Below are 24,701 nucleotides of genomic sequence, written 5' to 3' on the forward strand. Positions count from 1 at the left end.
TTGGAAAACTTATCTTTATTTGATCTTTCACATGTTAAAGGTGAAGTTATTAGAATTCTTTTTCAAAACAGTGATAACTATTATACCGTTATTAAAGTCGATGTGATGGATTCAAATGAAGATTTTGATCAAGAAGTCACAATTGTTGGTTACTTACCTCAAATAGTTGAAGGAGAAACGTACCTTTTCAAAGGTAAAGTGACAAACCATCCGAAATACGGTAAACAACTACAAGCCGAAACATTTGAAAAAGAATTACCACAAACAAAACAAGGTGTTATCCATTACTTATCGAGTGATTTATTTAAAGGTATTGGTAAGAAAACAGCAGAAACAATCGTGGACAAACTAGGTGAAGATGCACTTCAGAAAATTATAAATGACCCAGATGTCCTTAAAGAAATACCTAAACTCAACAAGCAAAAAAGAGATACGATTGCAGAATCAATACGTGAGAATCAAGCCATTGAACGTATTATGATTAAACTTAATGAACTTGGTTTCGGTCCGAAACTCGCGATGGCTATTTATCAATTTTATAAAGAAGAAACACTTAATATTATTAAACAATCTCCATATCGTTTGGTGATGGATATAAATGGTATAGGGTTTCAAAGAGCTGACCAAATAGCCGAACAAGTTGGAATTTCAAAAGATCATCATGATCGACTTGTAGCGGGTGTCAGTTACTTTTTAGACCAGCAATCATTACAGAATGGCCACACATTTTTACCTGTTGATATATTGGTTAACGGTGCATATGAATTGTTAAATCATAATCAACCTGAAGTTGTAAATAAAGATCAGATTAATGGTGTCATTATAGAAATGAGTGAGGAAAATAAACTTATTATCGAAAATGATAATTGTTTTTTACCTTCACTTTATTATTCAGAAGCGAAAAGTGTGCAAATCATTCATAGACTTTATCAACATCAAGATGAACTTAAAGAAATTGAGAAAAGTGATCTTCAATTACACATTGGTCAAATTGAAGATATGAATGATGTTTCATATGCAGATGGACAAAAATTAGCGTTAGAAACAGCCATTAATCATAAAATGATGCTTTTAACAGGTGGACCTGGAACAGGTAAGACAACAGTTATTCGAGGCATTTGTGAGTTGTATTCTGAAATACATGGTGTGAGTTTAAATTATGATGATTATCAAGAAGGAACAGACTTTCCAATTGTATTAGCAGCACCGACTGGTCGAGCAGCAAAACGTTTAAGTGAATCAACAGGACTAGAAGCGATGACGATTCATAGATTAATTGGTTGGAGTAAAGATACGCAACCGGATGATGTGTTAGATAATGATATTCATGCCCATTTAATCATTCTAGATGAAATGTCTATGGTAGATACATGGTTAATGTATCAATTTTTAAGAGCAGTCCCTGACTATGCCCAAATCATATTTGTAGGTGACGAAGATCAATTACCATCAGTTGGTCCAGGTCAGATTTTTAAAGATTTAATTGATTCTAAAGTGATACCGAGAGTGAACTTAACAGAAGTTTATAGACAACAAGAAGGATCATCCATCATAGATTTAGCGCATAAAATAAAAAATGGATTGCCTGTTTCTATCAATGAAAAACATCACGACCGCTCATTTATTCCGTGCAGTAGTAATCAAATTGCGACAGTCGTAGAAAAGGTTGTACAAGGTGCGGTTAATAAAGGGTATAATATGCAAGATATTCAAGTGCTAGCCCCAATATATCGTGGACCAGCTGGTATTAATAAATTGAATGAATTATTGCAAGATATATTAAATCCGAAAGATAAAGATACAAGATTTCTTCAATATGGAGATATTGAATATCGTGAAAATGATAAAGTACTTCAACTTATAAATCGTCCAGATGATAATGTATTTAATGGTGATATTGGTGTAGTAACAGGTGTTTATAAAGCAGAAGAAAATGCACTTGGTAAAGATGTTGTCATTGTGGATTATGAAGGGAATGACATAACATACACTAAACAAGATTTATCAGAAATTACACATGCTTATTGCTGTTCAATTCATAAATCACAAGGCTCGGAATTCCCAATAGTCATCATGCCTATCGTCAGACAATACTTTAGAATGTTACAAAAAAACATTCTATATACTGGACTAACACGTGCGAAAAAGTCACTTGTCGTGTGCGGTGAAGAGCAAGCCTTTAACCAAGGTATCCAAACACTAGGTCATGAGAGAATGACATCGTTTGATACGAAATTAAAAATGTATTTCGATACTGATGTTGAAACGGATACTGAGTCTGAAACAGAAACTATACAAACGAAACATATTATTTTAACTGAAGATAATATGTTTGAAATTGATCCGATGATTAATATGAATGATAAATCGCCATATGATTTTATGAAATAATTGACATCTAAAAATCGAGTGATTATAATCAAATAGAATACAAAAAAGAAACCGAGTAAATAATTGATTGTTTTAGAGACATGTTGGTTGGTGAGAAACATGACAATGATTATTGAACGCTACTTCTTTTATAAAAGTTTAATAAACTTAAAGTGATGACTTATAGTCATAACTAGGGTGGTACCGCGATACGTTCGTCCCTTTTTTAGGGGATGGGCGTTTTTTTATTTTAATTGAGGAGTGAAGACAATGAAAAAATTAAAAGCTAGTGAAATCAGACAAATGTATATTGACTTTTTTGTTGAAAAAGGACATATGGTTGAACCATCTGCACCTTTAGTGCCGATTGATGACGATACTTTATTATGGATAAACTCAGGTGTTGCGACATTAAAAAAATATTTTGATGGTCGAGAAATCCCTAAAAATCCTAAAATTGTAAATGCTCAAAAAGCAATTAGAACAAATGATATTGAAAATGTTGGTTTTACTGCAAGACACCATACATTCTTTGAAATGTTAGGAAACTTTTCAATTGGTGATTACTTTAAACGTGAAGCAATTGAATATGCTTGGGAATTTTTAACGAGTGATAAATGGATGGCAATGGATCCAGAAAAATTATATGTAACGATTCATCCTGAAGATACGGAAGCATATGATTTATGGCATGACTTGATTGGACTTGAAGAAAGTAGAATTATTAGAATCGAAGGTAACTTCTGGGATATCGGTGAAGGACCATCTGGACCTAACACTGAAATATTCTACGACAGAGGCGACACATATGGGAAAGAAGATCCAGCTGAAGAAATGTATCCAGGTGGAGAAAATGAACGTTATTTAGAAGTGTGGAATTTAGTATTTAGTGAATATAACCATAACGCTGACCATACTTATACACCACTTCCAAATCAAAATATTGATACAGGCATGGGTCTTGAGCGTATGACATCTATTTCTCAAGATGTGCCAACGAACTATGATACAGACTTATTTATTCCAATTATCGAACAAGTCGAAGCGGTTAGTGGATTAAAATACTTAGAGAATAAAGAACAAGATATCGCATTTAAAGTTATTTCAGACCATATTAGAACAATCAGTTTTGCGATTGGTGACGGTGCGTTACCTGCAAATGAAGGTAGAGGATACGTATTAAGAAGGTTACTTAGAAGAGCTGTTCGTTTTAGCCAAACACTTAATATTAACGAACCATTCTTATATAAATTAGTTGATATCGTAGCAGATATTATGGAACCTTATTACCCAAATGTAAAAGCACAAAGTGATTTCATTAAAAAAGTTGTAAAATCTGAAGAAGAACGTTTCCATGAAACACTTGAAGAAGGTTTAGCAATTTTAAACACAATGATGGCATCAGCTAAGCAGCAAGGTAATGTATTATCTGGATCAGATGCATTTAAATTATATGATACGTATGGTTTCCCAATCGAGCTAACTGAAGAAATCACTGCACAAGAAGGCGTTACAATTGACAATAAAGGTTTTGAACATGAAATGCATCAACAACGTGAAAGAGCGAGAGCTGCACGTCAAAAGACGCAATCAATGCAAGTTCAAAATGAAGTGCTTGGCAGCATCAATACACCAAGTAAATTCGTTGGATATGACGTAACAGAAGCACAAACAGAAATTACAGATATTATATTTAATGATGAATTAGTTGATGAAGTTGAAAGTGGAGAAAACATCCAATTTATTTTAAGAGAAACACCATTTTATGCAGTATCAGGTGGTCAAGTAGCGGATAAAGGTATAATTCGTCATGATCAATTTGAAATTGAAGTGACAGAAGTTATAAAAGCACCTAATGGTCAAAATTTACATGCTGGACATGTGACATTTGGACAAGTTCATATTGGTGAAACTGTAGAAGCTATTGTTAATAAAGATGATCGTAAATCAATTATCAAAAACCACTCAGCAACTCACTTATTACATGCAGCTTTAAAAGAAGTTTTAGGTACGCATGTTAATCAAGCCGGTTCATTAGTTGAAAGTGATAGATTACGATTTGACTTCTCACACTTTGGCCAAGTTACACAAGAAGAATTAGAAACAATCGAAAAAATTGTTAACGAAAAAATTTGGCAAAACATTCCTGTAGTAATCGAAGAAATGCCAATAGAACAAGCTAAAGAAAAAGGCGCTATGGCATTATTCGGAGAAAAATATGGTGATGTTGTAAGAGTTGTTGAAATGTCATCATACTCAATTGAGTTATGTGGTGGTATACACGTACGTAACACAAGTGAAATTGGTATCTTCAAAATTGTTTCAGAATCAGGTACAGGTGCAGGTGTTCGAAGAATCGAAGCTGTAACAGGTAGAAAAGCATATGAAACATTAAAAGAAACTGAAACAATCCTTAAAGATGTTATGCAACATGTCAAAATTAAGGACCAAGCAAGAACAATTGAAAAAATCGAACAAATTCAACAACATAATAAAGACTTAGAAAAAGAAGTTCAACAAAAGAACAAAACAATTACTGAATTAAAATCAGGTAATATTGAAGACAGTGTTGAAGAAATTAATGGCATTAAAGTACTTTCACAATTAGTTGAAGCCGAAAATCCAAAAGTATTAAGATCCATCATGGATGATTATAAATCTAAAATGCAAGATACAGTTCTATTATTAGCTAGTGTCAATGGAGATAAAGTTTCACTAGTTTCTTCAGTACCAAAAGATTTAACGGATAAAGTTAAAGCTGGAGACATTATTAGAGAAGCTGCTCAAATTACAAACGGTAAAGGTGGCGGTCGCCCTGATATGGCTCAAGGCGGCGGAACAGATCCATCTAAAGTAACAGAAGCATTACAGTTTGTTAAAGACTACATTAAAACGCTATAATTTTACGTGTAATTAGAATATGATATAATTAATATTAAGTTAATGGAGTTAGGGAGTGTAAATAAAGATGAATAATTTTGATAAAACTATGAAATTTAACTATGATGATTTTCCAAAAGAAAATGTCAAAACAGTACTACAAAATGTTTATCGAACTTTAGAAGAAAGAGGCTATAATCCAGTAAATCAAATAGTCGGTTATTTACTTTCTGGCGATCCAGCTTATATACCTAGACACAACGAAGCAAGAAATCAAATAAGACGTTTAGATAGAGATGATATTATGGAAGAGCTTGTATCACACTATTTAAAGCAAGAAAATGAATTCAATGCTTAAAAACAGGATAATAGGTTTAGACGTCGGTAGTAAAACAATAGGTGTAGCTGTAAGTGATGCGATGGGTTGGACAGCTCAAGGTATAGATACACTCCGCATTAACGAAGAAAACGAAGATTTTGGAATTGACCAACTTATAAAAATCATTGATGAATATGATGTTGATACTGTCATTATAGGATTGCCAAAAAATATGAACAATTCTATTGGTCCTCGCGGAGAGGCATCCATTCAATTCAAAGATTTACTTCAACAAGAAAGACCAGAATTAAAAATGGTAATGTGGGATGAAAGACTAAGTACAGTTGGTGCTGAACGCACATTATTAGAAGCAGATGTTTCTCGAAAGAAAAGAAAAAAAGTAATAGACAAAATGGCAGCTGTATTTATATTACAGGGTTACCTAGATTCTATTAAATAATTGATGAGGAGAATGAATAATGACTGAACATAATCACGAAGGACATTTAGAAATTAACAATGAGGAAGAATTATTAACATTAATAGACGAAAATAATAATGAAGTCTTATACCGTAAAGTATTAGAATTCTATCACCCAGAATTCAAAAAAGAATACATCATCTTAGCTGAAGAAGGTACAGCAGATGATGAAGAAATCGAATTAATACCAATGATCAATGAAGCTAATGACGACGGTGAAGGTGGTAAATTATTACCAGTTGAAACTGACGAAGAGTGGGATATGATTGAAGAAATCGTTAATACTGAAATGGACGATGTTTAAAATTTAATATGTAATAGTACACTTTACCCCTAATGTGATATAATCATTAGGGGTATTTATTTTACATAAGGAGTTACATATGGAAAAAAATAGTATATATAAAGATGCGAGATTATTATCTAAGTATATTAGTTTAACAATCATAAGCATCCTCTTTTTATTACTTATATTAATTACTTTAATAGGCTTAATTGTAGTAGGTATTAATGTGAAACCTGTTAACGCCGATAGCAATGAGCAAGTTATTGTCAATGTTAATCCAAACACAAATACTGAAATGTTAAGCCAAGAGTTATCCGATAAAAAAATAATTAGAAATGCTACTATTTTCAAATATTATTTAAAACTCAATAATATTTCTAGTTTTCAAGCTGGGGAATATAAGTTTTCTCCTTCAATGTCACCTAGAGATATTGCGAAAAGTTTAGAAACTGGCAAAGTGTATTTAAAAACAGCAGTACAATATGATATAAAAGAAGGTTCGAATATAGAATTAATTGCAGGTATTTTAGAAGAGAATACTTCTATTAGTCGCGAAAGCTTTTTGAAGAAAATGAGAGATCAAGATTTTGTGAAAAAATATCAAAAAAAATATCCCGATATGTTAACGGACGAAGTATTAAATAAAAACTTAAGATACCCATTAGAAGGGTATTTAGCACCAAGTACGTATCAGTTTTCAAAAAAAGATGTGACGATTGATGACGTTACAAATGAAATGTTGAATGAAACATACCATACAACTTATAAAATATATAAAGAAAACGGTGGCTTTAAATATACGACTAACTATGAAGAAAAAAAGATTACTTTCCATGAGTATTTAACATTATCATCTATTGTAGAATCAGAAATGAAAAACGTGACAGATAAATCGAGATATATTTCATTACTTTTAAACAGAATTGAAAACAATCCACAAATTGCTTTGAATTCAGATGCGACAGTAAGATATGCGAATAAAAAAGAGACAACTGAAGCATTATCAGATAAAGATTATAAAAATGATTCAAAATATAACACATATGCACATAAAGGATTACCTATAGGTCCAATATGTAATATATCTGATGAAACAGCTAGAACAACGGTTAACCCACCAGAAACAGATTATTTTTACTATACAACAACCAAAAAGGGTAAAATATTATTTGCAGAGAACTTAAAAGAACAAGAAAAGAATAGAGATAGTTAATATAACAAGAGTCTGGGACATAATGTAATGTTTCAGTCTCTTTTAGCATTTTGGCAGTAGCTGACTGAACCCGAAATGCGCTTGTAACAAGCTTTTTTCAACTCTAGTCATCCTTGCCGGGGCGGGACTACGAAATCTTTTTATACAAATTAGATTTCTGTCCCGCTCCCTTGTTTATATATATACTTACTTTTTATTCGAAAATATGGTAAAATATCTAATGTTTATGAAATCATATTGTAGATATGACTGATACATACTAACTAGTCAGGAGACTAGTTGGGTTTTTTATTATATTCGAGTGTAAGGAAGTAATGACATGGAAAAAGATATAGAATATATCGAACAATTGTTGTTTCAAAATTCATCAAATATAGATGAATTAAGGCATTATGCTGAACAATATAATGTTCCAATAATGGACAAAATCTCCACAGAGTTTGTTAAACAATTAATTAGAATTAAAGATGTGAAAAGTATTCTAGAGATTGGAACGGCAATTGGATATAGCGCGATGCATTTTGCTTCATGTGATCCGAGTATTAATGTGTGGACGATTGAAAGAAAAGAAGAAATGTATGAACAAGCTATTTCAAATATTAAAGACTTTGGTTATGAAAGCCAAATAAATGTTATCTTTTCCGATGCATTAGAAGCTTTTGAATTATTACCAACCGACCAGTCATTTGATATGATTTTTATTGATGCTGCTAAAGCACAATCACAAAAGTTTTTTGAACTTTATGAACCACTGCTTAAAGATGACGGCATCATTATTACAGACAATATTTTATACCATGGTTTTGTAAGTGATATAGAAATTGTCAGAAACAGAAACGTCAAACAAATGGTTAAAAAAGTTCAAAAATATAATGATTGGTTAATGAATCATGACAAATATAAAACGACATTGATAAATATTGGTGATGGAATGGCCATTTCTAAAAAGGAGAAATTGTAATGACAGAATTACTCGTGACACCTAAGTCCGTTGAACATATTGAACAATTAATCAAATTAGGTGCTGATGCATTTGTCATTGGTGAAGAAAAATTTGGATTAAGACTTGCTGGTGAATTTAAAGAGCCAGAACTTCGTGAAGCTATTAAGCTAATCCATGATCATGGTAAAAAAGCATACGTAGCGGTAAATGGTATTTTCCATAATGAACATATTGATGATTTGGAGTCTTATATAGATCTGTTACATGAGTTAAAAGCAGATAGAATCATTTTTGGCGATCCAGCAGTCGTTATGGCAATGAAAAATCGTGAGAATCCTATACCTTTAAATTGGAATGCTGAAACAATCGTGACAAATCATTTTCAATGTAATTATTGGGGTGATAGAGGTTCAGCTAGAGCGGTGTTGGCTCGTGAGTTAAGTATTGAAGAAGTACTAGAAATTAAAGAAAAAAGTAATGTCGAAATAGAAGTTCAAGTACACGGCATGACTTGTATGTTCCAGTCTAAAAGAAAGTTACTTGGTAATTACTTTATGTATCAAGATAAAGTCATGAAAATTGAAAACCGTAAAGAAAATAAAGACATGCTTTTATATGATGAAGAAAGAAGTAATAAATATCCAATTTATGAAGATTATAATGGTACCCACATTATGAGTCCGAATGATATTTGCTTAATCGAAGACTTAGAGGACTTACTAGAAGCACAAATTGATGCGTTTAAGATAGATGGCGTCCTTCAAACAGAAGAATATATTAATATCGCGACTGAGCAATATAGACAAGCGATTGACTTATATAACGAAGATCCAGAGTTATATGAAGATGAAAAATTTATGTTAGTAGAACCAATTGAAGAGGTTCAAAAAGATCATCGTCCAATGGATCAAGGATTTATGTTCAAACAAACAGTTTATTAAGTTATTTTAAAGGAATGATATATATGAAAGTTCTAGAACCTATTGGCGCAAGTCGTCAAACAAAGATAAAAAAACCAGAACTTCTAGCGCCTGCAGGAAATTTAGAAAAACTCAAAATTGCTGTTCATTATGGTGCGGATGCAGTGTTCCTTGGTGGACAAGAATATGGTTTAAGGTCAAATGCTGATAACTTTACGATGGAAGAAATAAAAGAAGGCGTCCAGTTTGCAGCAAAATATGGCGCAAAAATTTATGTCACAACAAATATTTTTGCACATGATGAAAATATACCTGGTTTAGAAGCATATTTAAAAAATCTAAATGAAACGGGTGCGCACGGTATTATAGTTGCCGACCCACTTATTATAGAAACGTGTAAACGTGTTGCACCTAATTTAGAAATTCATTTAAGTACACAGCAATCTTTATCAAATTACCGTGCAGTTCAATATTGGAAAGAAGAGGGACTTGAGAGAGTCGTTCTAGCTCGTGAAACGAGTGCTGAAGAAATGCGCGAAATGAAAGAAAAAGTTGATATTGAAATCGAAACGTTTATACACGGTGCAATGTGTATTGCATATTCTGGTAGATGTACATTAAGTAATCATATGACAGCAAGAGACTCAAATAGAGGTGGCTGTTGTCAAAGTTGTAGATGGGATTATGATTTAATTTCAGTAGAAGAAGATGGAGAATTAGAGCCATATTTCGATGGTAATGAGATCACGCCTTTTGCAATGAGTCCAAAAGACTTGAAATTAATTGAATCTATACCTAAAATGATGGACATCGGTATAGATTCTCTAAAAATTGAAGGTCGTATGAAATCTATTCATTATATTGCTACCGTTGTATCTGTTTATCGTAAAGTAATTGATCGCTATGCTGAGGATCCAGAAAACTTTAAAATTGATCCTAGGTGGTTGATTGAATTAGATAAATGTGCGAATAGAGATACTGCGCCTGCGTTCTTCGAAGGAGTACCACATTACGAAGAACAAATGTTTGGACATGAATCAAATAAAAAAACACCTTTTGATTTTTGTGGTTTAGTGTTAGACTATGACGAAGTATCACAAATAGCTACCATCCAACAAAGAAATTATTTCAAACCAGGGCAAGAAATTGAATTTTTTGGACCTGAAATTGAAAACTTCACTCAAGTAATTGATAAGATATATGATGAAAATGGTGAAGAGCTTGACGCAGCCAGACATCCACTTCAAGTCATTCAAATAAAAGTGGATCGTCAGATTTATCCAAATAACATGATGAGAAAGGGAATCGTTTGATGGGAAAGACTACAATTATAGGTATTGCAGGGGGTTCTGGTTCAGGTAAGACTTCTGTAACATCCGAAATTATGAAAAATTTAGATGGATATAGTGTTGCATTAATAGAACAAGATTACTATTATAAAGATCAATCACATATGTCTTTTGAAGATAGATTGAAGACTAACTATGATCATCCATTTGCTTTCGATAATGAAAGATTGAAACAAGATTTAACAAGAATTAAAGATGGACATGCAATTGAAGTTCCTACGTATGATTATTCAAATCACACGAGAAGCGATAAAACGATTAGATTCGAACCTAAAGATGTTATTATACTTGAAGGCATATTCGCGCTTGAAAATGAAGATTTACGTAATTTAATGGATGTTAAGATTTATGTTGATACTGATGCTGATTTAAGAATTTTACGTCGTTTAACGAGAGACATTAAAGAAAGAGGACGTACGATGGAATCAGTAATTGATCAATACTTATCAGTTGTAAGACCGATGCATATCCAGTTTATTGAACCAACCAAGAAATATGCGGATATCATCATCCCTGAAGGTGGTAGTAATAAGGTAGCTATTGATATTATGACTACGAAAATTCAATCGTTAGTTAAAAATATTTAAATAATTATAAAGTAAAGGAAGATGGAAGAATGGAAACACAAAAAGAATTTCCTATGACACAGGAAGGTTTTAACAAATTAGAAAAAGAACTTGAAGAATTAAAAACAGTTAAGCGACCAGAAGTCGTTGAAAAAATAAAAGTAGCACGTAGTTTCGGTGACTTATCTGAGAACTCTGAATATGATGCAGCTAAAGATGAGCAAGGTTTCATTGAACAAGAAATTCAAAAAATTGAAAACATGATTCGTCATGCTCAAATTATTGAAGATAATGGTTCAAAAAATGACGTTCAAATCGGTAGAACTGTAACATTTACTGAAATTCCAGGTAACGAAGAAGAAAGCTACAAAATTGTAGGTTCAGCAGAAGCAGATCCATTTGAAGGTAAAATTTCTAATGAGTCTCCAATTGCTAAAGCTTTAATTGGTAAAAAACTGAACGAAGAAGTGAATGTTCCATTACCAAATGGTAACGAAATGAAAGTTAAAATCGTAAAAATCGATTAATCGTATAATAATTTAATAGAAAAGCTGTAGAAACGTATGAAACAAACGTTTTTACAGCTTTTTTTTTATATATAAATCATGGTATTATGATAAAGTATAATTGATTTAATTATCTGATTATTAAAAGCGTTAACAAAGGGGTGGTAAAATTGGATATTAAGCAAGTGAGTGAGACGCATTTTATGATTTATGAACAAAATGAAATCAGTCCAGAAATAAGGAGTAAAATTTCGACGATTGCATTACATATCGAATCATTGCAGCATCCAGCTATTGTAAGTGTGACATCATCATATCAATCAATTATGGTCGCATTTGATGCGAAATATTATACATACGAAACAGTCCTTCATGAATTAGACTTACATCATTTAAATCTTAATCAAGAAAATGCATCACGTTCAAAGAAATTGATAACATTACCAGTTTTATATGGTGGTGAATTTGGACCAGACTTAAATATTGTTGCTGAGCATGCACAATTAACTGAAGAAGAAGTAATTCAAATACACACGGAAGAAAATTATTTAATTTATGCAATTGGATTTTTACCTGGCTTTCCATTTTTAGGAGGATTAAATAAGAAAATACATACACCTAGAAAAGAAACACCGAGAAGCAAAATCGTTCAAGGGTCTGTTGGAATTGCGAATAATCAAACAGGACTTTATCCGAAATCATCACCAGGCGGATGGCAAATTATTGGTCGCACGCCAATAGATGTTTTCAACTTAAATCGAGAGCCTATGATTTTATATGAAGCTGGAGACTATATTGCTTTTAAAGCTATTCATCAAGAAGAATTTACAAGAATCGAAGACGAAATTGCAAATGGCACATTTGATTATCGTCAGTTAGTAGGTGATTTGAAATGAAATGTATAAAACCAGGTTTGTTTACGACTGTTCAAGATATAGGTCGATCAAAATTTGAAAAAGATGGATTTTCAGAAGCGGGTGTTATGAATCAATATTTATACAGAATCGCGAATGCTTTAGTGGATAATGAAAATGCACCAGTATTAGAAGTGACATTAAATGGACCTACATTGAAATTTGAAGAACCGAACATCGTTGCATTTGTTGCGTATGATGCTGATATACAGATTGATAATCAAACAATACCAGTTAATACAGCAATTTATGTAGAAAAAGGGCAAGTGCTCAATATAAAGACTATTTCATCTGGGGCGAGAGGCTATTTAGCTTTTCATAAATCTTTAAATATTGAACCGATATTAGACAGTGTATCGACACATACTAGAAGTGGCATAGGTGGTAAGAATGGAAGAACATTAAACAGAAATGATGTATTGAAATTCAAAGATAAAACAATTAACCATGACATTATAGGTAATACGTTTAATATCAAGCAATTAGAAGATGCAAACATTATACCAATTATGGAAGGTCTACAATTTGATGAATTTACATCAGAAGCACATTCTCAACTTGTTAATCAATCATATACAATATCAGAAATGTCAGATCGTATGGGTTATCGATTAAATGGGGATGAACCACTTGTACATAAGCATAACGCAGATATTATTTCTGAACCGATTGCACCAGGTAGTGTACAAGTTCCTATTAATGGACAGCCTATTATATTGCTTAATGATCGTCAGACGATAGGTGGTTATACAAAGATTGCTACAGTTAGTTTTATAGGAAGAGAAAAGCTATCTCAATTAAAAGCAAATGATAGCATTACTTTTAAATGGATTTCATTTAAAGATGCCACACTTGAATATCAAACATATATTAAACAATTAGAAGCAGATATAGATGACATTAAACTGAAAAAATATAAAGATTTAAGCAATATTCGTACTAAATCTAAAAAAATAGCAAAACTTATAAAGGGGAATCAATCATGAATATTGAAAAGATAGAAGAACTTATTAAACTCATGAAACAAAATCAAGTAAATTATATGAAATATAAAGATGAAACTGTCGAAGTTGAGTTAGATTTAAAATCAACTTCAAATATCGTCACTACAACGCCAGTTAATAATGTTGAAGCAAGCACGCCAACTTCAAAACAAGAAGAACAGCTCAATACAATTGAAGCGGAAATTCTTGGAACATTTTATTTACAAGATGAAGAAACTTTGCAAAATCCACTTGTTAAAGTGGGAGATGAAGTGAAAAAAGGTCAAGTTGTCGGTTATATTGAATCAATGAAAGTGCTCAATGAAGTTATAAGTGAGTATGACGGTATCGTTAATGATATACAAATTAATCATGGGGATCCTGTTGAATACGGACAAACGATTATCACATTGAAATAAGGGGGATTTTTATGATTAAGCGTTTACTGATTGCAAACAGAGGCGAAATTGCGGTTAGAATTATTAGAACATGTAGAATGATGAATATTACAACAATCGCAATTTATTCCAAAGCAGATAAAGATAGTTTACACGTACAATTAGCTGATGAAGCCATTTGTATTGGGCCAAGTCAATCAAGTGACAGTTATTTAGATATTGAACGCATTTTAGAAGCCTGTAAGATGAGTAAGGCAGATGCTATACATCCTGGTTATGGATTTTTATCAGAATCTACGACATTTAGAAAAAGAGTAGATGAAGAAAATATTATCTTTATTGGACCTAGTTATAACACGATGGATTTAATGGGAGATAAAATAAAAGCAAGAGAAACAATGTACAACGCTAACGTACCGATTATTCCTGGCTCTATTGGAGAAGTAAAGTCAGTAAAAGAAGCAGAAGAAGTTGCTCAAAAAGTTGGGTATCCTTTTGTATTAAAAGCTGCTAGTGGTGGTGGTGGTAAAGGTATTCGAATCGTACAAGAACCTGACCAACTTGAACAATTCTTTAAAGAAGCTCAATCTGAAGGTGAAAAATACTTTGGAGATAAACGTGTGTATATTGAAACATTTATTGATGAAGCTAGACATGTGGAAGTTCAAATACTCGCTAGCAAACATGGTGAAGCGATTCATTTAGGTGAACGTGATTGTTCAATTCAAAGAAAGAACCAGAAGTTAATTGAAGAAGCACCTTGTGCAGCACTAGATCAAGAAACGCGAAATTCACTACATGCTGATGCTGTTAAAGCCGCTAAAGCTTGTAATTATGAAAGTGCTGGAACGATTGAATTTTTATTAACAGATGACGGATATTATTTCTTAGAAATGAATACACGTATTCAAGTTGAACACACAGTTACAGAATTATTAACAGGTGTCGATTTAATAAAGCAACAAATATTAGTAGCTAATGGTGAGAAGTTAACAATTAAACAAGAGGATATCCATTTTGATGGGCATGTGATTGAATGTCGTATTAATGCTGAAAATCCAGAAAAACAATTCCGCCCAGCAGCAGGTGTTGTTCAAGCATTACATTTACCTAATGGATTTAATACGAGAGTAGACAGTATGTTATATGATGGTTATCAAATTCCACCTTACTATGATTCATTAGTCGCTAAAATACTTGTTAAAGGTGAAGATAGACTTGAAGCAATTGAAAAAATGAAAGTTACGTTAGAAGAAACGGTCATTGATGGTTTTCCGACAACGTTAGACTTTTTATATCGCGTGTTGAGCTATGAACCATATATTAAAAATGATATAACTATTAAGTTTCTACATGAACATAAAATCGTTTAAGGAGATGGTATTATGGTACAAGTTGATTTGAATTGTGATTTAGGAGAAAGCTTTGGTAACTATAAACTTGGTAATGATGAAAGTATATTACCTTTAATCACTTCTGCAAATGTAGCATGTGGTTTTCATGCAGGAGATCAACACGTTATGAATGAAACAGTTAAATTGGCTGTTCAACATGATGTACATATTGGTGCTCATCCAGGATTTCAAGATTTAATTGGATTTGGTCGTAGAAACATAGATGTTACACCAGAGGAAGTTTATGATCTAGTCATTTATCAATTAGGTGCATTAGCTGGATTTTGTAAAATACATCAAACAAAAATTCACCATGTTAAACCACACGGCGCATTGTATCAAATGGGTGCTAAAGATCCAGAAATTGCCGATGCAATTGTTAAAGCAGTGAAAGATTTTGATAATCAATTATTATTTGTTGGTTTATCTAATAGTGAATTGATCGAATCATGTAAACGTCATAATTTAACATATAAGAGTGAAGTATTTGCTGATCGTGCATACGAAGATAATGGCCAACTAGTTTCTAGAAAAAAAGAAGGCGCGCTTATAAAAGATACAAACCAAGCTGTCGCACAAGTGATTAAAATGGTTAAAGAATCTAAAGTCATCACGATAAATGGAAATGAAATTCCGATTGAAGCAGATACAATCTGTGTACATGGAGACGGACAACATGCTTTAGATTTTGTTCAAGAAATTATTCGACAGTTTAAAGCTGAAGGCATAGAAATTAGTGCAATGAAATAGGAGGAAAGCGTATGAAGCAAAATAAAGGGTATGAGGAGTTAAATCAACCGTTTGAAATAACAAATAAGCATAGAAGAATTCTATGGGGTGCAGTATTCTTAATGGCTACTTCATCTATTGGACCAGCATTCTTAACTCAAACGGCAGTTTTTACTGAGCAATTTCTTGCAAGCTTTGCATTTGCAATTCTTGCATCTATACTGATTGATATTGGTGCACAAATTAATATTTGGCGTGTTATCACAGTTGTAGGTAAAGGTGGACAAGATATCGCGAATGATGTGTTTAAGGGGTTAGGTACATTTATCGCAATATTAATCGCTATTGGTGGACTAGCATTTAACATCGGTAACGTTGCAGGTGCTGGGCTAGGACTTAATGCGATATTCGGTTTGGATGTAAGAATTGGTGCAGGTATTACAGGCGTATTAGCGATTTTAATATTTGTTGTTAAAAACGCACAAAAAGTCGTAGATATTATTACACAAATATTAGGTGTACTTATGATTGCTATTGTTGCTTATGTAATGGTATTAACAAAACCACCAGTTGTCGAAGCGGCACAAAAAATGATTGTACCTGATGATATTAGTAAACTCATTGTTCCTATCATCACATTAGTAGGTGGAACTGTTGGTGGTTATATTACATTTGCAGGTGCTCATAGATTGTTAGAAGCAGGTATAACTGGAAAAGGCTATATACCATTTGTAAATAGAGCTGCTATTTCAGGTATATTAACAACGGGTATTATGAGAACATTTTTATTCTTAGCAGTACTTGGTGTTGTTGTTACAGGGTTCACTTTAAACCCAGACAATCCACCAGCTTCTGTATTTGAACATGTATTAGGACCTATCGGTAAACAAGTATTTGGTGTTGTATTATTTGCAGCAGCATTATCATCAGTAATTGGCTGTGCATACACAAGTACAACATTCATTCAATCATTACACCCATCTATTAAAAATCATAGAAACTTAGTCATTATTATTTTCATAGTCGTTTCATCTATTGTATTCTTAACAATTGGTAAGCCAGTTAAATTATTGATTATTGCTGGTGCATTGAACGGTTTGATTTTACCAGTAACTTTAGGAACAATTTTAATTGCTTCTAAGAAGAAAAGTATCGTTGGTGACTATAAACATCCAACATGGATGATTGTACTCGGTATAGTTGCTGTTCTTACAACATTAATAGCAGGGGTATTATCATTACAAGGCTTACAAAGTTTGTGGAATAGTTAAAAACTTATTTCAAAGTATACTAATTATGTTAATATAAATATTGAATGAATATGATGGAGTGATAAAGCATGATTGGTATTATTGGAGCAATGGAAGAAGAAGTAGAAATATTAAAGTCATCTATTGAAAATAGAGAAACAATCCAAATTGCACATGTTATTTTTTATAAAGGTAATATAGAAGATAAACAAGTTGTATTAGCACAAAGTGGTATTGGTAAAGTAAATGCTGCAATTACAGCAACATTACTTATCAATGAATTTAAACCAGATTTAATCATTAATACAGGTTCAGCAGGTTCTGTTGATAGCGAATTAAATATTGGTGATATCATTATTAGTAATAAAGTTTATTATCATGATGTTAATGCAACGGCATTTGGCTATAAATTGGGACAAGTACCAAGTATGCCAGAATTTTATGAAACTGATAAGGAATTAATTGACTTAGCTAAATCATCAATAGAACAGCTTGATTTAAATGGTATTGTTGGTGAAGTTGCTACAGGTGATAGTTTCATTGGCTCAATTGATCAGCGCAAAGTGATTAAATCTAACTTTCCTACTGCGAGTGTCGTAGAGATGGAAGCTGGTGCAATTGCTCAAACTTGTTACCAATATAATGTGCCTATTATTGTTACAAGAGCTGTTTCAGATTTAGCAGATAAAGAATCTGATGTTACTTTTGAAGAATTTTTAAAAGTAGCTTGCGTCAATTCTAGTAAAATTGTAAAATTATTATTAAATAGAGTGGCATAAGGAGGCAGTTTCATGTTAATATTAATGGCTATCGCTGTCATTGCTACAGCACTTGTTGGTTATGTGATTTATGCGAATACAGAAGTTGAAAAATCTTCTGACCGTGAAATTACAGAATAATATTTAGTGTTGCGAATCGTAAGTGATTTGCAACACTTTTATTTTGTATTCAACTAAAAGGAATGTAAATATAATTTATGTTAAAATAAAAGATAATATTGAGGTGTAATAATGGGATTATTTACAAAATATTTTTTACCAAATGAATATGTTCAATCAGTTTTTAATATAGAACCTGAACATTTAAAATCTAAAAATATAAAAGCAATTATCACGGACTTAGATAATACATTAGTTGGTTGGGATGTTAAAGATCCAACTGATGAAGTGAGAAATTGGTTTGAAAATATGAAAGATAATGGTATAACAGTTACGATTGTTTCTAATAATAATCAAGAACGTGTTGCGTCATTTTCATCAACATTAAATATTGATTATATTTTTAAAGCACGTAAACCACGTGGTAAAGCTTTTAGACAAGCAGCCAAATTAATGAACGTCAATAAGTCTGAAGTAGTTGTTATTGGTGATCAAATGTTAACAGATGTGTTTGGTGGAAATAGAAACGGATTATATACGATTATGGTCGTTCCTGTGAAAAAGACAGATGGTTTTGTGACGAAATTCAATCGATTAATAGAAAGAAGATTTTTAAATTACTTTAAGAGAAAAGGTTTAATAAACTGGGAGGAATAAATTTGACAGAGTTTGCTAAATGTATTGGTTGTGGTGCAACACTTCAATCTGAAAATCCGAATGAAGCTGGATACGTTCCACAATCAAGCTTGAATAAAGAAGATGTCATTTGTAAAAGATGTTTTAGACTTAAAAATTATAATGAAGTTCAAGATGTTGATTTAACAAGTGAAGATTTTCTAAATATGTTGAAATCTCTTCACAATGAAGATGGTCTAATCGTCAATGTTGTGGATGTATTTGATCTAGAAGGATCAATGATACATCGCTTAAAAGATATAGTAGGTAAGAAAAAAGTCGTACTTGTTGCGAATAAAATGGATATCTTACCTAAAGCCATTAATAAAAGAAGAGTCGAAATTTGGTTAAGAAATCGTGCGAAAGATTTTGGACTTAATCCTGACGAAGTTGTACTGATTTCTGCATATAAAAATCAAGGAATTGATGATTTACTATCAACTATCGAGAAAGTTAGAGAAGGTAAAGATGTTTATGTAGTAGGTACAACAAACGTTGGTAAATCTACATTAATCAATAGATTGATTGAAAAGAGTGTCGGTGAAAAAGAAGTTATTACAACGAGTCATTTCCCTGGTACAACATTAGATATGATTGATATTCCATTAGATGATGATTCATATATGTTTGATACACCTGGTATTATTCAAAGTCATCAAATGACGCACTACGTAACAGATAAAGAATTGAAAGTTGTAATGCCTAAAAAAGAAATTAAGCCTAAAGTTTATCAATTAAACGAAGAACAAAGCTTATTCTTAGGTGGCTTAGTTAGAGTAGATTATGTAAGTGGCGGTAGACGTTCTTTAACATGTTTTGTATCAAACGACTTAAACATTCATAGAACAAAGTTATCAAACGCTGAAGATTTATGGAAACGTCAAATTGGTGAACTTCTTAAACCACCATATGATCCAACGAACTTTAACTTCGATAACTTAAAAACAACTGAGATTACAACTGAATCTGAAAGAAAAGATGTTATGATTTCAGGATTAGGATTTGTAACTGTAGATGCAGGGGCAGAAATACATGTTACTGCACCAAAAGAAGTCGAAGTTACATTAAGAACATCTATTTTATAAGAGGTGAATTAAATGAAGTTTGGAGTTATCGGACATCCTATTAGCCATTCACTTTCACCGATTATGCACGCAGCAAATTTTGAAGCATTAGGCAGGGAAGATGAATATGGTGCTTTAGATATTCCACCAGAACAATTTAAACATATTAAAGAAATCATAAATGAAAAAGCATTAGACGGCTTTAATATTACAATACCGCATAAAGAATCCATCTTGCCTTATTTAGATGAAGTATCTTCAAATGCTAAGCATATTGGTGCTGTTAACACCGTTCTAATACAAGATAATAAATGGATTGGTTATAATACGGATGGTATTGGTTTTGTTAAAGGTTTAATTGAACATTACGGTAGCATTCAAGATCGAAAAATTTTAGTTTTAGGTGCTGGTGGTGCGAGTAAAGGTATTGTTTCGGAAATGCAGAAGTTTACGAATCATAAAATAACAGTGGCAAATAGAACGATGTCTAGATTTGATAATTGGCAAATTGATATAAATGCAATAAGTCTAACAGATGTTCAATTTGTTCTTCACACATTTGATATTATTATTAATACGACACCGGTAGGCATGAATACACAGCATAGTGAATTCATTATTCCTGTGGAGAAGATATGTAAAAATAGTTTAGTTTGTGATATCATCTATATTCCTGAAAAGACACCGCTACTGCAAGCATGTGAACAAGCAGGTATTGCAATTTATAACGGATTGGATATGTTCGTTTATCAAGGCGCAGAAAGTTTTAAAATATGGACTGGGCAAGAAGCTCGTATAGAATCAATGAGAAATAAAGTACAAGAGGAACTTAAAAGGAGATCATTATGTTAACAGGTAAACAAAAGAGATATTTAAGAAAAGAAGCGCATCATTTAGATCCAATTTTCCAAATTGGTAAAGGCGGATTAAATGACAATATGATAGACCAAGTGCAAGACGTACTTGAAAAAAGAGAATTGATCAAAATTCATATCTTACAAAATAATATGGACGATCATAAAGAAGTAGCTGAATCAATAGCTGAACAAGCAGGTGCTGAACTCGTACAACTTATCGGTAATATTATTGTCTTATATAAAGAATCTAAAGAAAATAAAAGATTAGAACTACCATAATATTATGAAAAAGCTCATGATTTATGGAGGTCAATTTAACCCAATTCATATTGGACATATGTTAGTTGCGAGTGAAGCATATCAATTTGTTCAACCTGATAAATTTATTTTCTTACCAAGTTATCAATCACCACTTAAAGAACATAACGAATCTTATTTAATAGAATCAGAACGTGTGAAAATGTTAGAATTAGCTATTGAAGATTTGCAATTCGGTGAAGTTGATGAGAGAGAACTTAATAGAAAAGGTACGAGCTACACATTTGATACGATTAAAGAATTTAAACAAGAATTTCCTGATTATCAAATATATTTTGTAATCGGTTCAGATCAATACGAGAATTTGCATAAATGGAGAAACATTGCAGAATTAAAAGAATTGTTAACATTTGTCGTTGTTAATAGAGAAGTTGATAAACAAGATGTAAAAGAAGGAATGTTAGCATTGCACATTCCAAGAATTGATGTAAGCTCAACAGACATTCGCAATAGATGTAAAAATCGTCAATCTATAAAGATGCTCGTTACGCCACGAATTGAAAGATATATCAAAAGGGGACGATTGTATGAAAATTAAAAAAGCAGTCAAATTGGTTGAAGAAACGTTACCATCAAAAAGATATAATCACTCTATGAGAGTAGCCGAAACTGGTAAGAAAATGGCAGAAATCTTTGATGGTGATATTAAAAAAGTTGAATTAGCAGGAATCCTGCATGATTTATGTAAATATGAAGAACTTTCAGCGTTATATCAAAGTGTAACGCAATATGAACTAGGGCAAGATTTATTAAGTTATGGCTCAGAAATATTACACGGACCAGTTGCTGCTGCAAGACTTAAAGATCAATATGATATAAATGATGAAGAAATTTATTACGCTATTTATAGTCATACGACTGGTAGAGCACAAATGAATAAGACTGAAAAAATAATTTTTATAGCTGATTATATTGAACCTAATAGAACAACTCCAGGTGTAGATGAAATTAGAGATATTGTCTTTAAAGAACGCAACTTGGATAAAGCAGTTTACGAAATATCAAAACGTACAGTGTTACACTTAATTAATAAGGATAAAACAGTACATTTAAAAACTATAGAATGCTTAAATTATTATAATATGCATTCAGAACAATAAAGGAATGGTTAAATGAATTCAAATGATTTAATGAAACAAACGTTACTAGCATGTGATGATAAACGTGCTGAAGATATTATTGCAATTGATATGAAAGGTATTAGCGATATAGCTGATTATTTTGTTGTATGTCATGGTAATAGTGACAAACAAGTTCAAGCTATAGCAAGAAATGTTAAAGATGAAGCTGAAATAAATGAAGTATTAGTGAAAAGACTAGAAGGCTTTAATGAAGCTAGATGGGTATTAATTGATTTAGGTGACGTTGTTGTACACGTATTCCATAGAGAAGAACGTGATTACTACGACTTAGAAAGATTATATAAAGACGCACCAATTATTACACTAAATGAGGTAGCACAATAATGGCATACAATCGTATGAGTCATTATTATGACCTTCTAACTGAAGATCAACCATATGATAAATGGAAACAGATTGTTGGTCATTATGTTACAGGTAATGATAACGATATTTTGGATATTGGTTGTGGTACAGGACGCTTAACAGAGCAATTACTAGAATATGGTCGCGTAAGTGGTCTTGATTTAAGTGAAGAGATGTTAGAAGTAGCTGAAAGTCGTAATCCTAATATTAATTGGTATTGCCAAGATATGAGAGATTTGGACTTACCTCAAAGTTACAATGTAATTACCATCTTTTGTGACAGCTTGAACTATATAACAGACCCTGAAGAAGTTCTTCAAGTATTTAACTATGTTAATCAATTTTTAAATGATGGTGGATTACTTATATTTGATGTGCACTCACTATATAAGATGAATCACCAATTTAATAACCGTAACTATATTGATGAAACAGAACAATTAACTTTAGCGTGGCAAGCAATTGCTGGTGAAGAACCTAACAGTGTATATCATCAAATGTCATTTTTCATCGAAAGAGAAGATGGACTTTATGAACGATTCGATGAAGAACATTATCAAGTCACATATGAAATCGACCTTTATAAACAACTTTTAGATTTTGCTGGATTTAAAGTTGAAAGTGTATTTACTGATTTCAATATTGATCAATTTAATGAAAATGGCGATAGACATTTTATAGTTGCACGAAAGTAATTTAGAACACTTCCTACGTTTAATTATGTAGGAGGTGTTTTTTTGAAATATATTCATAAAAGTAAGGATTGGTTAATAGAAAATTACCAACTTGCTATCATCATGATTGTTGTATTATTTTTCATTTATAATAGCCTTTTCACTGGTAATGATGATCATGAAGCTATCATTCATCAACAAGATACATCAAATGAAGTTAAACTAAGGTCTTCAGAAGAGAAGGATGTTGATAAGATAGATGAATCTAAATCTACTAAAGATGTTAATAGAAACGTAGTAGTAGATGTGAAAGGAGCTGTTAATTTTCCAAATACATATACAATGTCTTCAAAGGAACGCGTGCATGATGTATTAAAGAAAGCTCAAACAAAGCATAATGCAGATTTGTCTAAAATCAATTTATCAGAAAGACTTAAAGATCAAATGTATATATATGTTCCAATAAACGGCGAACATGTGCCTAGTGTTAATACAAACCAATCTACAAATGATAAAGTAGAAGTCAATATTAATACAGGAGATAAATCGGAAATTGAAAAGTTACCCGGTATCGGTCCGAGTAAAGCAGATGCCATTCTTCAATATAGAGAAACCAATGGAGAATTTAAAACTGTGGATGATTTAAAAAAGGTAAAAGGATTCGGAGATAAAACAGTTGAAAGTTTAAAAGATTTTATCGTTTTAAATTGAATTGCATTTATACTTGTTAAATTTTACAATAAGAATATATGAAAGGTAGGTCGATGTGTAATGGATAGAATTGAATGGAAAGAATACTTTATGGCTCAAAGTCATCTATTATCATTAAGGTCAACATGTGAAAGATTATCTGTCGGTGCAACAATCGTTAAAGATAATAGAGTGATTGCTGGTGGATATAATGGGTCTGTTTCAGGAGAAGAACATTGTATAGATAATGGATGTCTTGTAGTGGACGGTCATTGTATTAGAACCATTCATGCTGAAATGAATGCGATCATACAATGTGCTAAGTTAGGAGTTTCTTCTGAAGGTGCAACTATTTATGTTACACATTTCCCTTGTCTAAACTGTACGAAATCAATTATACAAGCTGGTATTAAACAAATTTATTATGCAGACGATTATCATAATCATACATATGCAATACAACTGTTAGAACAGTCTGGTGTACACTACGAAAAAATTAATTTCCATCCAGAAGACATTATTAAATATTTGAAGTAAGGACTAATATTTAAGATGTG

Annotated in this window: 28 protein-coding genes and 1 other annotated feature; all 28 genes read left to right on the top strand. The window is 32.0% G+C overall.

Translation table 11 applies throughout. The features are described 5' to 3' along the window. A complete protein-coding gene (gene recD2 / locus LQ675_RS07055; protein WP_107602339.1) occupies positions 1-2,391 on the top strand; it encodes an SF1B family DNA helicase RecD2 in 2,391 nt (796 codons plus the stop codon). 39 nt (positions 2,392-2,430) lie between these two features. Next, positions 2,431-2,596, top strand: a binding site (T-box leader). A 44-nt stretch (positions 2,597-2,640) separates the two neighbouring features. Continuing rightward, positions 2,641-5,271, top strand: a complete 2,631-nt coding sequence (alaS, locus tag LQ675_RS07060) for an alanine--tRNA ligase (protein ID WP_048539662.1) — start codon at positions 2,641-2,643, stop codon at positions 5,269-5,271. A 67-nt stretch (positions 5,272-5,338) separates the two neighbouring features. Continuing rightward, positions 5,339-5,608 (top strand): IreB family regulatory phosphoprotein, encoded by a 270-nt coding sequence (locus LQ675_RS07065; protein WP_037588397.1) that lies wholly within the window; start codon positions 5,339-5,341, stop codon positions 5,606-5,608. Further along, positions 5,601-6,029, top strand: coding sequence for a Holliday junction resolvase RuvX (gene ruvX, locus LQ675_RS07070; RefSeq protein ID WP_025904238.1), 429 nt, complete (start codon positions 5,601-5,603; stop codon positions 6,027-6,029). Before LQ675_RS07065 ends, ruvX begins: the two co-directional genes overlap by 8 nt. Before the next feature lie 19 nt (positions 6,030-6,048). After that, positions 6,049-6,354: a DUF1292 domain-containing protein gene (locus tag LQ675_RS07075; protein ID WP_025904237.1), complete on the top strand. Its 306-nt coding sequence runs from the start codon at positions 6,049-6,051 to the stop codon at positions 6,352-6,354. Positions 6,355-6,433: 79 nt separating this feature from the next. Next, positions 6,434-7,549, top strand: a complete 1,116-nt coding sequence (gene mltG / locus LQ675_RS07080) for an endolytic transglycosylase MltG (protein WP_048539663.1) — start codon at positions 6,434-6,436, stop codon at positions 7,547-7,549. A 319-nt stretch (positions 7,550-7,868) separates the two neighbouring features. Next, positions 7,869-8,510 carry an O-methyltransferase gene (locus LQ675_RS07085; protein WP_048539664.1) on the top strand — a complete coding sequence of 214 codons (642 nt, stop codon included), beginning with the start codon at positions 7,869-7,871 and terminating at the stop codon, positions 8,508-8,510. After that, positions 8,510-9,433 (top strand): peptidase U32 family protein, encoded by a 924-nt coding sequence (locus tag LQ675_RS07090; RefSeq protein WP_048539665.1) that lies wholly within the window; start codon positions 8,510-8,512, stop codon positions 9,431-9,433. The genes LQ675_RS07085 and LQ675_RS07090 overlap by 1 nt, the downstream gene beginning before the upstream one ends. A gap of 23 nt (positions 9,434-9,456) precedes the next feature. Next, positions 9,457-10,725, top strand: a complete 1,269-nt coding sequence (locus LQ675_RS07095; protein WP_058592263.1) for a peptidase U32 family protein — start codon at positions 9,457-9,459, stop codon at positions 10,723-10,725. Beyond that, positions 10,725-11,348, top strand: a complete 624-nt coding sequence (udk, locus tag LQ675_RS07100) for a uridine kinase (protein ID WP_025904232.1) — start codon at positions 10,725-10,727, stop codon at positions 11,346-11,348. The genes LQ675_RS07095 and udk overlap by 1 nt, the downstream gene beginning before the upstream one ends. Positions 11,349-11,377: 29 nt before the next feature. Next, positions 11,378-11,854: a transcription elongation factor GreA gene (gene greA / locus LQ675_RS07105; RefSeq protein WP_025904231.1), complete on the top strand. Its 477-nt coding sequence runs from the start codon at positions 11,378-11,380 to the stop codon at positions 11,852-11,854. Positions 11,855-12,003: 149 nt separating this feature from the next. After that, complete coding sequence (pxpB, locus tag LQ675_RS07110; protein ID WP_048539667.1) at positions 12,004-12,729, top strand: 5-oxoprolinase subunit PxpB; 726 nt, start codon at positions 12,004-12,006, stop codon at positions 12,727-12,729. After that, the gene (locus LQ675_RS07115; protein WP_048539668.1) at positions 12,726-13,733 is read left to right on the top strand and encodes a 5-oxoprolinase subunit C family protein; all 1,008 of its coding nucleotides are present in this window, start codon (positions 12,726-12,728) and stop codon (positions 13,731-13,733) included. Before pxpB ends, LQ675_RS07115 begins: the two co-directional genes overlap by 4 nt. After that, complete coding sequence (locus tag LQ675_RS07120; protein ID WP_075578001.1) at positions 13,730-14,149, top strand: acetyl-CoA carboxylase biotin carboxyl carrier protein; 420 nt, start codon at positions 13,730-13,732, stop codon at positions 14,147-14,149. Before LQ675_RS07115 ends, LQ675_RS07120 begins: the two co-directional genes overlap by 4 nt. 14 nt (positions 14,150-14,163) lie before the next feature. Further along, a complete protein-coding gene (accC, locus tag LQ675_RS07125; protein ID WP_239727466.1) occupies positions 14,164-15,501 on the top strand; it encodes an acetyl-CoA carboxylase biotin carboxylase subunit in 1,338 nt (445 codons plus the stop codon). A 12-nt stretch (positions 15,502-15,513) separates the two neighbouring features. Further along, complete coding sequence (gene pxpA / locus LQ675_RS07130) at positions 15,514-16,272, top strand: 5-oxoprolinase subunit PxpA (RefSeq protein WP_075578000.1); 759 nt, start codon at positions 15,514-15,516, stop codon at positions 16,270-16,272. A gap of 11 nt (positions 16,273-16,283) precedes the next feature. Beyond that, on the top strand, positions 16,284-17,522 hold the full coding sequence (locus LQ675_RS07135) for an NRAMP family divalent metal transporter (RefSeq protein ID WP_048539672.1): 1,239 nt from the start codon (positions 16,284-16,286) through the stop codon (positions 17,520-17,522). A gap of 68 nt (positions 17,523-17,590) precedes the next feature. Further along, complete coding sequence (locus LQ675_RS07140) at positions 17,591-18,280, top strand: 5'-methylthioadenosine/adenosylhomocysteine nucleosidase (protein WP_037588376.1); 690 nt, start codon at positions 17,591-17,593, stop codon at positions 18,278-18,280. 231 nt (positions 18,281-18,511) lie between these two features. After that, positions 18,512-19,036, top strand: coding sequence for a YqeG family HAD IIIA-type phosphatase (locus tag LQ675_RS07145; protein ID WP_025904225.1), 525 nt, complete (start codon positions 18,512-18,514; stop codon positions 19,034-19,036). 2 nt (positions 19,037-19,038) lie between these two features. Beyond that, positions 19,039-20,139: a ribosome biogenesis GTPase YqeH gene (gene yqeH / locus LQ675_RS07150; RefSeq protein ID WP_058592273.1), complete on the top strand. Its 1,101-nt coding sequence runs from the start codon at positions 19,039-19,041 to the stop codon at positions 20,137-20,139. Between the two features lie 12 nt (positions 20,140-20,151). Beyond that, entirely contained in the window at positions 20,152-20,970 is an 819-nt protein-coding gene (aroE, locus tag LQ675_RS07155; RefSeq protein WP_239727311.1) for a shikimate dehydrogenase, read from the top strand. Next, the gene (yhbY, locus tag LQ675_RS07160; RefSeq protein WP_048539676.1) at positions 20,964-21,254 is read left to right on the top strand and encodes a ribosome assembly RNA-binding protein YhbY; all 291 of its coding nucleotides are present in this window, start codon (positions 20,964-20,966) and stop codon (positions 21,252-21,254) included. The genes aroE and yhbY overlap by 7 nt, the downstream gene beginning before the upstream one ends. A 16-nt stretch (positions 21,255-21,270) precedes the next feature. After that, on the top strand, positions 21,271-21,831 hold the full coding sequence (gene nadD, locus LQ675_RS07165; protein ID WP_173400392.1) for a nicotinate (nicotinamide) nucleotide adenylyltransferase: 561 nt from the start codon (positions 21,271-21,273) through the stop codon (positions 21,829-21,831). Beyond that, positions 21,821-22,393 (top strand): bis(5'-nucleosyl)-tetraphosphatase (symmetrical) YqeK, encoded by a 573-nt coding sequence (gene yqeK, locus LQ675_RS07170; protein ID WP_107602074.1) that lies wholly within the window; start codon positions 21,821-21,823, stop codon positions 22,391-22,393. The genes nadD and yqeK overlap by 11 nt, the downstream gene beginning before the upstream one ends. A 12-nt stretch (positions 22,394-22,405) precedes the next feature. After that, positions 22,406-22,759, top strand: coding sequence for a ribosome silencing factor (gene rsfS / locus LQ675_RS07175; RefSeq protein WP_048539678.1), 354 nt, complete (start codon positions 22,406-22,408; stop codon positions 22,757-22,759). Further along, positions 22,759-23,475, top strand: coding sequence for a class I SAM-dependent DNA methyltransferase (locus LQ675_RS07180; RefSeq protein ID WP_048539679.1), 717 nt, complete (start codon positions 22,759-22,761; stop codon positions 23,473-23,475). Before rsfS ends, LQ675_RS07180 begins: the two co-directional genes overlap by 1 nt. Before the next feature lie 42 nt (positions 23,476-23,517). Further along, positions 23,518-24,165 (top strand): helix-hairpin-helix domain-containing protein, encoded by a 648-nt coding sequence (locus LQ675_RS07185; RefSeq protein WP_107602073.1) that lies wholly within the window; start codon positions 23,518-23,520, stop codon positions 24,163-24,165. 60 nt (positions 24,166-24,225) lie between these two features. Further along, positions 24,226-24,681, top strand: coding sequence for a ComE operon protein 2 (locus tag LQ675_RS07190; protein ID WP_037588364.1), 456 nt, complete (start codon positions 24,226-24,228; stop codon positions 24,679-24,681). The last annotated feature ends 20 nt before the right edge of the window (positions 24,682-24,701 follow it).

The organism is Mammaliicoccus sp. D-M19 (assembly GCF_022386695.1).
Taxonomy (GTDB): Bacteria; Bacillota; Bacilli; order Staphylococcales; family Staphylococcaceae; genus Mammaliicoccus; species Mammaliicoccus sciuri.